The 12614-nt window shown below is 52.7% G+C and carries 9 protein-coding genes; 6 read left to right on the top strand and 3 right to left on the bottom strand.

The genetic code is table 11. The features are described 5' to 3' along the window. The first annotated feature begins 71 nt into the window (after positions 1–71). The 4 genes from H7F31_RS27385 to H7F31_RS27370 all read left to right on the top strand — a co-directional run bounded on the left by H7F31_RS27385 (position 72) and on the right by H7F31_RS27370 (position 5590). Positions 72–1187 carry an MBL fold metallo-hydrolase gene (locus tag H7F31_RS27385; RefSeq protein WP_187101372.1) on the top strand — a complete coding sequence of 372 codons (1116 nt, stop codon included), beginning with the start codon at positions 72–74 and terminating at the stop codon, positions 1185–1187. A gap of 102 nt (positions 1188–1289) precedes the next feature. After that, positions 1290–2909, top strand: coding sequence for an ABC-F family ATP-binding cassette domain-containing protein (locus H7F31_RS27380; protein WP_187101371.1), 1620 nt, complete (start codon positions 1290–1292; stop codon positions 2907–2909). Between the two features lie 387 nt (positions 2910–3296). Next, complete coding sequence (locus tag H7F31_RS27375) at positions 3297–4178, top strand: cation diffusion facilitator family transporter (RefSeq protein ID WP_187101370.1); 882 nt, start codon at positions 3297–3299, stop codon at positions 4176–4178. A gap of 338 nt (positions 4179–4516) precedes the next feature. Next, on the top strand, positions 4517–5590 hold the full coding sequence (locus tag H7F31_RS27370; protein WP_187101369.1) for a C40 family peptidase: 1074 nt from the start codon (positions 4517–4519) through the stop codon (positions 5588–5590). Between the two features lie 108 nt (positions 5591–5698). Here the strand turns inward: H7F31_RS27370 and H7F31_RS27365 are convergent, their stop codons facing one another. Then, positions 5699–6361, bottom strand: coding sequence for a YqaA family protein (locus H7F31_RS27365; RefSeq protein WP_187101368.1), 663 nt, complete (start codon positions 6359–6361; stop codon positions 5699–5701). A 313-nt stretch (positions 6362–6674) separates the two neighbouring features. Here H7F31_RS27365 and H7F31_RS27360 point away from each other — a divergent pair, with 313 nt between their 5' ends. Next, complete coding sequence (locus tag H7F31_RS27360) at positions 6675–7901, top strand: MFS transporter (RefSeq protein ID WP_187101367.1); 1227 nt, start codon at positions 6675–6677, stop codon at positions 7899–7901. A gap of 1391 nt (positions 7902–9292) precedes the next feature. On the opposite strand, the gene H7F31_RS27355 is transcribed toward H7F31_RS27360, so the two are convergent. Continuing rightward, complete coding sequence (locus H7F31_RS27355) at positions 9293–10708, bottom strand: NAD-dependent malic enzyme (protein WP_187101366.1); 1416 nt, start codon at positions 10706–10708, stop codon at positions 9293–9295. 71 nt (positions 10709–10779) lie between these two features. Continuing rightward, positions 10780–11895 (bottom strand): MGDG synthase family glycosyltransferase, encoded by a 1116-nt coding sequence (locus tag H7F31_RS27350; protein ID WP_087570490.1) that lies wholly within the window; start codon positions 11893–11895, stop codon positions 10780–10782. Between the two features lie 122 nt (positions 11896–12017). Here H7F31_RS27350 and H7F31_RS27345 point away from each other — a divergent pair, with 122 nt between their 5' ends. Then, a complete protein-coding gene (locus tag H7F31_RS27345) occupies positions 12018–12413 on the top strand; it encodes a kinase-associated lipoprotein KapB (protein ID WP_261800152.1) in 396 nt (131 codons plus the stop codon). The last annotated feature ends 201 nt before the right edge of the window (positions 12414–12614 follow it).

Below are 12614 nucleotides of genomic sequence, written 5' to 3'. Positions count from 1 at the left end.
CTTTATTTGCAAACCATGCCCTGCCCTTGGTATCTTATTGGTAAGACAGAAGCAAGGGAGGAGGCGGCAGTGTGCGTATCAGGCGTTTCTCTAATCAGAATAAAGTCGTGCAGCAAAACTCATATAAGCAATTCAACAGGTGGAGACAGGAAAGAGTCAGGAAGATAAAGAACAAGGATTATTCGTATCAAGTGCCGAACGTGGAACCCGATATCGAGTTTCTGAAAGGAAATACGGAGCTGCCCTCGATTACCTGGATCGGACATTCCACCTTCCTTATCCAAATCGAAGGTCTTAATATTATGACGGATCCCGTATGGGCTGGGAAAATGGCGTTCCAGAAACGTCTTGCCCCGCCGGGCATCCCCATCGATCAGGTGCCGCCTATCGACGTTATCTTGATCTCGCATTCCCATTACGATCATCTTAATATCGGCTCGATTCGCAGACTGAGCGGGGCCAAACAAATTATTGTTCCTGCCGGACTCAGCTCCAAGCTGCGGTTCAAGGGGTTCTCGCGCGTAAAGGAGCTGCATTGGTGGGAGTCGGCGAGAATCGGCGAAACGACTTTTACGTTCGTTCCGTCCCAGCACTGGACCCGCCGCAACCCATGGGATACGAACAGCTCGCATTGGGGCGGCTGGATTATTCAGAAAAGCGGGGCGGATTCGGGACCGGGCTTGTTGAGGCCGGATGGAACTTCCAGGAAAGTGTCGCTTCATGGCACAGGCGGAACGTCGTCTAGCGAGTCGGAGATCATGCGGCGTGAGATCGCCGCGGGTTATTCGGCGGATGAGATGACGGTTTGCGACGGCAGACCGATGGTGTGCGATGCGCCGACGATCTACTTTGCAGGCGACAGCGGCTACTTTGCCGGCTTTAAGGAAATCGGCCGCCGCTTTGACATCGACGTGGCCTTGATGCCAATCGGCGCGTACGAGCCGGAATGGTTTATGGGACCGCAGCATGTTACGCCGGAGGAAGCGCTGCAAGCCTTCGAGGATACCGGAGCCCGCTGGTTCGTACCCATGCATTACGGCGCGTTCAAGCTCGCGGACGATACGCCGCTGGAAGCGCTGGAGCGGCTGGAGGCGGAGCGCTGCAGACGCAAGCTGGAGGAAAACCGCATCATCGTCCTTCCGCACGGAGAGACATGGAAGCTTGCCGGGAACGGCGAGCGGAAGTAAACTTCGTACGGCGGGGAGGTTTCTGTCATTTGTGCGTTCGTTTCCAGTACAGACTATGCTATAATAGTGCGAGCATAATGTGTAAAGGATGGGATTGGAGAAATGATTAGTACAAGTGGCATTACGCTTCGTTTCGGGAAGCGACCGCTTTTTGAAGACGTTAATATTAAGTTTACGCCGGGCAACTGCTATGGCTTGATCGGCGCTAACGGCGCGGGCAAGTCGACTTTCCTGAAGATTCTGTCGGGCGAAGTGGAACAGTCCTCCGGCGAAGTTCATATTACGCCAGGCGAGCGGCTGGCCGTCCTCAAGCAGAACCATTACGAATACGATGGCTTCAAAGTGCTTGAGACGGTCATCATGGGCCATAAGAAGCTCTATGAAGTCATGAAGGAGAAAGACGCCCTTTATGCCAAAGCGGACTTCACGGACGAAGACGGCATGCGCGCAGGCGAGCTGGAAGCCGAATTCGCGGAGATGAACGGTTGGGAAGCGGAATCGGAAGCCGCCGAGATGCTTAACGGCCTCGGCATTACGACGGAGCTGCACGACAAGCTGATGTCGGAGCTGGACGGCAGCGAGAAGGTCCGTGTCTTGCTGGCGCAAGCATTGTTTGGATCGCCGCAGATTCTGCTGCTCGATGAGCCTACCAACCATCTCGACATCGAATCCATTCGCTGGCTGGAAGATTTCCTCTCGCGCTACGAAGGCACTGTTATCGTAGTCAGCCATGACCGTCACTTCCTGAACACGGTATGTACGCATATCGCGGACATCGACTTCGGCAAGATCGTCATGTACGTCGGCAACTACGACTTCTGGTACGAGTCCAGCCAATTGGCTCTTGCCTTGCAGCGTTCCGAGAACAAAAAGAAGGAAGACAAGATCAAGGAACTGCAGGCGTTCGTTCAACGCTTCAGCGCCAACAAATCCAAGTCGAAGCAAGCGACTTCCCGTAAAAAATTGCTAGACAAGATCACGCTCGACGACATTCGCCCGTCGAATCGGAAATATCCGTTCATCCTGTTCAAGGGCGAGCGCGAAGCAGGCAAGCAACTGCTGCTCGTGGACGGATTGACCAAAACGATCGATGGCGAAAAGGTCATCGACAACATGACGATTGCGATCAACAAGGGCGACAAAATCGCATTCGTAGGGCCTAACGGCACGCCGAAGACGACGTTCTTCCAATTGATCGCTGGCGAGCTGGAGCCGGATGCAGGCTCTTACTCGTGGGGCGTAACGACGACCCGCGCCTACTTCCCTAAGGACAACTCGAAGTATTTCGAGGGCGTGGACATGAACCTGGTCGAATGGCTTCGCCAATATTCCAAGGATCCGGACGAGACGTTCCTCCGCGGCTTCCTGGGCCGCATGCTGTTTTCCGGCGACGAAGCCATGAAGAAAGCCAGCGTATTGTCAGGAGGCGAGAAGGTTCGCTGCATGTTGTCCAAGATGATGCTGGAAGGCGCCAACGTCTTTATTCTCGACGAGCCTACCAACCACTTGGACTTGGAATCCATCACGGCGCTCAATAACGGCCTGATCGATACGGACTGCACGATTCTGTTCACGTCCCATGACCATCAGTTCGTTCAGACGGTAGCCAACCGCATTATCGAGATTACGCCTAACGGCATCATTGACAGAATGACAACGTATGACGAGTATCTCGAGAGCGCGGAAATCAAAGAACTGCGCGAGCGTATGTATTCGGTCTAAAAAAATAGGTTTCGACCAAGCCGCTTCGGAGCGATCTCCGGGCGGCTTGTTGTTTGTCGAAAGCCATGTGGTCCAAGCCAAGTGTGTTGCCCTCGTGCATAAAAGCGCGCATCTGGTCAACACTGTTTCTCTAGACCCACACGATATACGTCGGGTATGATAACCGTTAGATATTAGGCGTGTCTGAATACTCCGAGGGGAGCAGATTTTACCGAATTTTCGTTCCATGCAAGGAACTTTTGTGAAGGCGTACCGGGGGTACGTCAAGCAAAAGTGACGAAGCAGGGGGCGGAAAGGCGGTGAAAGATGCCCCAGAGCGGGTTTTCAGACACGCCCTAGAGAGATAATGGTAACAAGCGATAGCAGAGTGGCAGGAGGGCTTGAAAGTTGAATCAGTATGATGAAATCAAACAAGGCGAGAAAGGTGCTTGGGTCAGTATCGGCGCTTATCTTGCTCTGACGGCATTGAAGCTTGGAGCGGGTTATTGGTACATATCCGGCGCCCTTGTCGCGGACGGGTTTAACAACCTGACGGACATCGTGGCATCGGTGGCGGTCCTGATCGGCCTGCGGATCTCGCAGAAGCCGCCGGACAAAGATCATCCATACGGACACTTCCGGGCGGAGACGATCGCGGCGCTGGTCGCCTCGTTTATTATGGCAAGCGTAGGCTTGCAGGTGCTTATAACGGCGGGCCAATCGTTGTTCGAAGGGCATGAGGAGACGCCGAATCTGATAACGGCATGGGTAGCCTTGTTCTCTGCCGTATGCATGGGCGCGGTTTACATGTACAACAGCAGGCTCGCGAAGCGGATCAACAATATGGCGCTGCTTGCTGCCTCCAAGGATAACTTGTCCGATGCCCTCGTAAGTATCGGGGCGGCCGTCGGCATCATTGCATCGCAGTTCGGCATGCCTTGGATGGATCCGGTCGCAGCGATTGCCGTGGGACTAATCATTTGCAAGACGGCCTGGGGCATCTTCTACAGCTCTACGCATGCGCTGACGGACGGCTTCGACGAGAAGGAGCTGCATACCTTGCGGACGACGATAGCCCGCACGAAGGGCGTCCAGACCATTAAGGACATCAAGGCGCGCATTCATGGCAGCAACGTGCTTGTCGACGTCATTGTACAGGTGGATCCGGAGCTGACGCTCATCGAAAGCCACCGTATTTGCGACGAGATCGAGCACAGGCTGGGACGAAAGCACAACATTCTAAGCGTGCATGTCCATGTCGAGCCGCTCGAGAGTCCTATTGGTAATTAAGACCATGCCTCTGGTCAAACGGCGAAAAATGATTCTAAAGTCCCAGCAACCTTATGAGAAGGTCCTAATGTTTTATTAGGTTATTCACAGTGCCGCCCTTGAAGCGGCTGTAAGGGCGAGACGTTATACATCCATTTCCAAGGAAGGCATCCCCATGGGCGGGGATGCCTTTTATTAATTTTTTCTTAGCAAAAAAGGGTAATGCGCTGCACCCATGCCGGGACCCCGCCTTTTAGGAACTTGGGACGATGCCTGTCCTGCGAGCGCCAACTTACAATGATTGTGGGCGCCAAACAAGGCATTGTTCAACCAAGAAACCAGAGGAGGCGTAAACAATTTTGAACACATCAGTCAAATATAAAGTAGTTACTGCAACATTGTCCGCCGCGTTGTTATTCGGGTCTGTGGCTGCGTTGCCGGCACCAGTCGCGCATGCAGCGCAATCTGCAGAAGTGATATGGGGAGTCAACTTGCGGTCCGGCCCATCCAGCACGGCTTCGGTCATTCGGATGCTGAAGAAAGGCGAACAAGTATCCATACTGGAGGAGTCTGGCAGCTGGTACAAAGTCAGCGATACGAATGGCAAGACGGGTTACATTTCATCATCCTCGAAATATACGGAACTTGGCTCGAAAGCGCCGAGCGGAGGTACAGAATCGGGAACGGATACTCCGGCGCTTGCTACGCTGACAGGGGTTATCCAAAAATCGGTATCGTTCCGCAAAGGACCGGGAACTTCGTATACGCGAGTCCGCTATCTGAAGACTGGCGAGGAAGTAAAGGTTATCTCCCAGCCAAGCAGCAATTGGTACGAGGTTATGGACTCTAATGGCGTGAGAGGCTATGTCTCCTCGCAGTCGCAATATATTACGCTTAATGGCAAACCAAGCACGGGTTCGGGTTCCGACAAGGAAACTGGCAGCAGCGGAGGCTCTACGGGAGGCGATTCGGTTTCCCAGGAAGGAGCAACCAATACTTCCGTCGAGAAGATGATCGCGACGGGGATGAAATATCTGGGAACGCCATATGAATTTGGCTCTAATCGCAATACGACGGCAACGTTCGACTGCTCGGACTTCACGAAGCATATTTTCAAGCAAGCTCTCGGCGTAACGCTTCCAGCCGATTCGCGTCAGCAAGGCACGTACGTGAAAAACAAAGGCAATGCCGTCACCAGCATCAGCCAGCTTAAACGTGGAGATCTTATGTTCTTCATGTCCTACAAGGGCAGCAGCAAATCGTCGTACAGCGGCGTAAACAAGTCGAGTCAGAGAATCACGCACGTAGCCATCTACCTCGGCAACGGCAAAGTTCTGCATACCTATTCCAAAGAAAGCGGCGGCGTCAGAACGAACGATATCACGGGCACGCATTGGGAATATCGGTTCCTGTATGGCGGAAGCGCCCTGTAAAGGGACAAGCTTCTGCAAGCAGCAGCAGTAAATCATAAATTTTGCTTAAAAAAAGCTATTCGCGATTCCGCTCGATATTGAGAGCGGAATACGGATAGCTTTTTGCCATTACAATTGGCTTCCCAGATCGGTACTGTCGGATGTGCTTGCGACGGCCTTGGTCTTAGCGGTTGCTTGCTCGGATGGTTCCGCGGCAGCAGTTGCTGCTTCCTTCCGCTTGCGGATACGGCTTCGAATAAACAGAAAGAGAGCAATCAGCGGAACGCCGCCGATGAAGATATACAACGATACATCCTTAACCATTGACTCCGCTGCACGGCCGTAAAAGTAGAACAACGCGCCAACGGCATAGAACTTGACGGCTCTTCCCAGGGCAGCATATCCGATCAGACGCCATAACGGGAAGTTCAGGCATCCCGATAAAATCGTGAATACTTTAAACGGAATCGGGGTAAATGAACCGATAAGGATGGCAGCTTCTCCGTTTTTTTGAAACCGGGAAGTTGCAGCGTCGATCCACTCCGTTTTCAGGAAGCGATACAGAACGGATTTGCCCATGACCTTGCCGATAAGATAACCAACCGGCGTACCGAGCAGACATGCGATGTATCCGAAGGTAGCGAGCCACAATGCGTTGGAAGGATTAAGAATGCTTAAAGATACTTGAAGGAAAAAGGCAGGGATCGGAAAGATCACCGCATCCAGAAAGGAATGAACGAATAATCCCCAGGGGCCGTAGTCTTCCAGAAAATCAATGACGGCTTGAAACATGAAGTAGGCTCCTTTGTATGGATTGAAACGCATCGCTTCGGCGACGTCGTTTCACCTTGGGCTGCCTGTTCAGTATAACACACAGGAACACTTCGGTGATACGTGGAACACTGGCAGTTGGTTTCAATTTATTTTATGCGAATACTTCGATAATCAGCCTTCTTCGGCTATGGAAGCGGGTTTTTCTTGCAATTCCTGCTTAATTCGGCTTTGAAGTAAGGCGTCGACACGCGTATAGTTGAAGTATTGTAAATCGGCTGCGGACAAGTTTTATTTGATTTCACGCGTGGAGAGAGGAGAACAATAACAGCATATGACTTTAGAACCGTGGAAACGTACGATGTGGATTTTGTGGTTTGGCGTTTTGTTCTGCAGCTCCAGCTATACGATGTCGATCCCTTTTTTGCCGTTGTTCCTCTACGATCTCGGAGTAGACAAGAGCTCGGTCAACTTGTGGGCGGGTATCGTTCACTCCTCGGCCTTCCTGATGGGGGCCGTGATGGCGCCGCTGTGGGGAATGATGGCCGACAAATACGGCAAGCGCAAAATGGTTATTCGGGCGGGCGTCAGTCTGGCGGCCATTTATGCGTTGTTCGCCTTTGTGGAGACGCCATGGCAATTGGTCGGCGTTCGGATGTTGCAAGGTTTCGTGGGCGGTTTCGTGCCGGCGTCCATGTCGATTGTCGCATCGATCGCGCCAAAGGAGAAACTTGGCTCAAGCCTTGGCCTGATGCAGGCAGGAACGATGACAGGCGGCATTTTAGGGCCGCTGTTCGGCGGTACGCTGGCGGAGTTGTTCGGCATTCGCCACTCTTTTATTGCGGCATCCCTCATTATTTTGGCAGCGAGCGTCGCGGTCATCTTTTGGGTTAAGGAAGGCAACTCGCCTGCGGCTAAACCTTCGGAGGGCTCAGGGGTTAAGAAACTGGAGCCTTACACTTATCGGATGGCGTTCCGGAACAAGGGACTTATGGGCATGCTGCTCGTGCTTGTCGTGTTCCAGTTGTCCATTAATATGATACAGCCTCAGCTTGCCCTTCATATCGCGGATCTTGGCGGAGAAAAGGGAGCCATGTTGTCTGCCGGTCTGGTCTTGTCCTTGATCGGTGTAGCGGGTATTATCGCTTCTCCCGTATGGGGCAGATTAGGCGAGAGAAAGGGCTATTATCGCATTCTCGTGTTCTGTTTGCTCACGGCGGGCACGGTCGTCTGCATGCAGTATTTCGTGGAAGTGCTGTGGGTATTCGCCGCTGTGCAATTTCTGTTCGGCCTCTTTATGGCGGGCGTCGTGCCTATCGTCAATACGCTTATGGTGCAGAACACCGACGAACAATTCCGCGGTCGTTCCTTCGGCCTGACGGCGAGCGCGAACCAATTCGGTTCCATGCTTGGGCCGCTGCTGGGAGGTCTGCTGGGGTTATTCCTGGGATTGAACTGGATCTTCGTCGCTACAGGCGTGATTATGATGTTTGCCGGTCTGGCCATCATGTTAAGCCGCAGAAGAACGGAAAGCATCAAGTCGCCTATACGCAGCAGCTAGATAGCGATTATTAAGGGGTTGTCCCAAAAAGTGTTCGAATGATAGGGGAACGTTCCGATTTATATGTAAAAGGACCTCGAATTCCACTGTAAAGTGGTGAGGTCCTTTTTCTTGAAAAAAAACGAATTGACGTGGGGCTCGAAAAATCACAAATTGGCTTTTGGAGGGGCCCCTTTTTTCCACGTCATCAGAAAGTAAAGTTTTCGGTTCTCGAAAACGGATTTCTTATTGACGATTAAACCCTGCCTCATGCTTCCGAAGCGGCTTTGCATTGCAAAGCTGGAGGTTGCTCATCCTTGAATAACACGGTTAGAGGTTTGATCACAGCGCGATTGCTCTTCCACGAGAGAATTCGATCGGGTTATCCGCACTGTCGCAGCAAGTGTGAAGGGTGGTCAGTCATATACCTGCATCGGAAACTAGAGGGAAAAACTCCCTTTAATCTGAATAAAACGGGCTGTCCATTCGATTTAAAGGTAAAAACTCCCTTTCTTTTAGTGAATTCTGCCCGAATCCAGCGATTCGACCTGGATTAGAGGTAGGATTTCCCTCTAAAGCGTAAGCAAAGACGTAGACGGGGACACTAGAGGGCGTTTTTCCACTTAATCGAGAGTAAGGTGATAGAACAGACAGCGCGATGAGTGATGAGTGATGAGCGACACTTTTGGCCTTTTTCGAAAAATCTAACAGACACCAGGGGACTGTCGATTCATTGTGGACGGCAGCGCAGTTAAGTAAAGGCTGACCGTAACGGACACCACAGTCGCAATTTCGCAAAAATGGGGCCTGTTCAAATTGTAACGGACACAGACGACCTTACTTATGTCAAAACCGCATAGAATGGGCGGAAATGCACCAAATAGCGTCATCTGAGTCCGTTAGATTTTCATTATCGCGAAAATGCTGCAAATAGAGTTTCTGCGGTCCGTTAGCGAAAGCAGAACGTTTCAGCTTAGTTACTCACAAATGAATCGACATCTCACCTGCGACGTATTTGTCCGTTTTTTGTCCCAAACAAACTTTAACAGACAGGAGAGACTTTATTTGGTCGATATCAGTTAATTTGGCGTTGGAAGGATGCAAATAAAGTCGCTTGTGTCCGTTAGATTTTAAAAACCTTACGAAATCGAAGTTTAGCGACTTGTTTGTCCATTAGACGGGACGGGAGACCGTATGCTTTAGAAGCTGCCATTCGCCCGTAGGGGTGAATGGCAGCCCAACTACGCGCCGAGCTCTATGCGCCAGATTTACGCACCGAGCATACGTGCCGAGCATTACGCGCCAAGCTCTATGCGCCAGCTTAACGCGTAGAGCATACGTGCCGAGCATTACGCACCGAGCACTACACACCGAGCTTTACGCGCCAAGCTCTACGCGCCGAGCTCGGTGAGCTAATCGCGGAGATTGCGTCGCGAGACGCCGCTCTTTCGGGCCGCTGTGCTTACCCGGCGGCGAACCTCTTCGACAACCTTGTTGTTGAATACGCTCGGAATGATATATAGCCGGTTAAGCTCGTCTTCGCCGATGACGGAGGCAATCGCTTCCGCGGCAGCGAGCTTCATCTCTTCGTTGATGACCGTCGAACGGCTGTCCAGCGCTCCGCGGAAGATGCCGGGAAAACACAGCACGTTGTTGATCTGGTTAGGATAATCCGATCTCCCCGTCGCGAATACGCCAACGATATCTTCGACTAGCTCCGGTCTGATCTCGGGCTCCGGATTGGCCATAGCAAAGACGATAGGCTCCGGCGCCATGCTCAAAATATGCTCCCTGCTCAAAAGCTTGCCTGCGGAGACGCCGATAAACACGTCCGCTCCCGCAAGCGCTTCTGCCAGCCCGCCTTTGCAGCGTTCGGCATTCGTGTTTTCCGCGTACCATTGCCATGTCGCGTTGTCATATTGCTCGTCCGCATTCAAAATGCCGGCCCGGTCAACCCCGACGACATGACGGGCCCCGCCGGCTAACAGCATCTTTGTGCAGGCGGTGCCCGCCGCGCCGATGCCGCAGACAACGATCCTCGCCTCGGACAACGATCGGCCTGTCAGCTTGAGCGCATTCAGCAGTCCCGCGTACAAGACAACGGCGGTGCCGTGCTGATCGTCGTGAAAGACAGGAATATCCAGCTCATCGCGCAGCCTCTGTTCGATCTCAAAGCAGCGCGGAGCGGAGATATCCTCCAGATTAATGCCGCCAAAAGCCGGGGCAAGCGCCTTGACCGCGGCGATGACAGCTTCCGTATCCTGCGTGTCAAGGCAGATGGGAAAGGCATCCACATCGGCGAACTGCTTGAACAGCATCGCCTTGCCTTCCATGACCGGCATAGCCGCGTAGGGACCGATATTGCCCAGCCCCAGAACGGCGCTCCCGTCGGAGACGACGGCTACCGTATTGCGCTTTATCGTTAGCGTATGCGCCTTGGAAGGCTCCTGCCGGATCGCTTCGCACACGCGGGCAACATCCGGCGTATAGACGCGGGACAGATCGTCGCGGTTCTGAATCGGCGTCTTGGGCTGTATCGTTATTTTGCCGCCCAGATGAAGCAGGAACGTACGGTCGGAGACATGAAGCAGACGTACTCCTTTTACATGCTGCAGAGCCTCCGTCAGCCGTTCGGATGCGCCTTGCTCCGTTATTTTTACGGTGAGGTCGCGCACGCTTTTGTTCCTGTCGGTATGTATGACGTCGATTGCGACGATGTCGCCGTTGACTTGCTCGATCGCGGTGGCGGCTTTGCCGAACTGCGCGACGTCCGTATCGATTTCCAGTCTTAGAATAATGGTTTTCCCGTCGGTCATTGGCGTATGCATGTTCCATCAACTCCTCTTCGGATTGGTCTCTTGCATCTTAATCTGCCCTTGCTTATGGAAAAATAATGCCGTTACTGCATCTGTTGCAGAACGGCATTTGGACATTTTATGGCATCGTATTGTTCATCGCGCTTCTCGATCAGAAGCTTGCGGAAGCGGCTGGATTGCTCGCGGTCGTGGATCAGCTTGAACCATCTGTCGACGGTATCGTTGGAGTCCAGCATTTCGCCGAATCCGTTATTAATGAAATATTCGCAGTTTTCCTCTTCCTGTCCCGGGATCGGCTCGTAGAACAGCATCGGCAGCGCCTTGCTCATTCCTTCGGTGCATGTCATGCCTCCCGGCTTGGTGACAAGCAGATCGGCTGCGTCCATCAGCTTGCTCACTTCGCGCGTGAAGCCCGTAATCCGGATGTTGGGATGCTGGAACATAGGGTCCGCAAGCATTTTCTCCTTCATCTTCTCGTTGGAGCCGACGCAAAAAATAAGCTGTGTCGTTTCGCGCCACTTGGTCATATAGGAGAGGGCGTTGTCCTCGTAGAGAATTCCCCAGCCTCCGCCCATGATCAGTACGGTCGGCATGTCGCGCAGGTCGAATTCGCGTCTTACCTCCGCTCGATCATGCTGCTTCCAAAAGCTCGGGTGCACGGGTATTCCCGTTACGTTGACACGCTCCGGCTCGACCCCCTTCTCGATCAACCTTTGCTTCACTTGGGACGTGGATACAAGATACTGGTTCACTTCCCGGTTGACCCAGGAGCCGTGGGCATCGTAATCCGTAATGAGCGTATATAGCGGCATGTCGAGCCCTAAGCGCTTAAGTCTAGCTACGACAGTGTTCGGCACGGGATGGGTGCATATAATCAAGTCGGGCTTCAACTGTGCGATGACTTGCGAGGTCTGCGTATAAAACATGCGATGCAGAGCAAGCTGAGCGAAGCGGTTCGTCGGCTTCTTGTAATTGCTGCGATACATGAGCCCAACCATCTTGGGCTGGCTGCTTACCGTCTTGCGATAGGCAGAAACGATCCATGGCCCTATGACGGGATTTAAAAATTTCCCTAATTCGATTACCCTGGCGGAGATGCTAGGGCATAGCTGTTTTAGCCCAACAGCGAGCGCATATGCTGCTTGCGTATGGCCTGACCCAAAGCCTTCCGAAAGCAGAAGCACTCTCTTCTTGCGCATATCCTCACCCACTTTTCTATTTCCATATTACTTCTGGTGTCAGGTTAATACAAGCATGGATATGAAGCTTGTTTAAAAATACAAGTTATTTTACCATACAAGGTGAAAGGAGTGGGGAGAACATGATGATGAACAAAGAAGCAAAGGAATATCATGTTGGAGATATCGTAAAGGCGGAGGTTAGATCCGGGCGTTACGCGGCCGAGCTGCTGGAGCTGGACGGTCCGCGAGCGCTGGTTAAGGTACTGGCGGTATTGGAGCATCCCGATCAAGGAGATCTGCACCAGCCGTATAATCCCGACGTCGCCATGTTTCACGAGCGCCGCGCTCTAAGTTACACGGAGAAGACAAAGGTGCTGCTTCGCGATCTCGAGCCGTTCTCCGGCGAAGTGCCGGATTATGCCGAATCGTTGAAAGCGGCGGTAGCGCGGTCGATCCAAAACCTTGACCGTCTTAATCGCTGGACGGCCAAGGCGCTGGAATCGATCCGGCAGCTCGAAAAGGATTACAAGCTTTAATGATACAGGGCCAATACCTCTTCGGCAAAGGCGAATCCTGCTTGAAGTAGATGGGGTGCTTGCTTGGACCGGATCGGGGTTGCTCCAAACTGCTTAGGTGAGGCAACACTCCCAGGCTGGACTGATGCGTTGGCTTCATATTCAGCGCTTAACAGAACTGCGAGACGCTATTCGCCGAAATATCGCCATTTTTGGACGGTA

Origin of the sequence: Paenibacillus sp. PAMC21692, from assembly GCF_014303795.1 — a bacterium.
Lineage (GTDB): Bacteria > Bacillota > Bacilli > Paenibacillales > Paenibacillaceae > Pristimantibacillus > Pristimantibacillus agaridevorans.
This window is presented reverse-complemented; position numbering and strand designations above follow the sequence as displayed.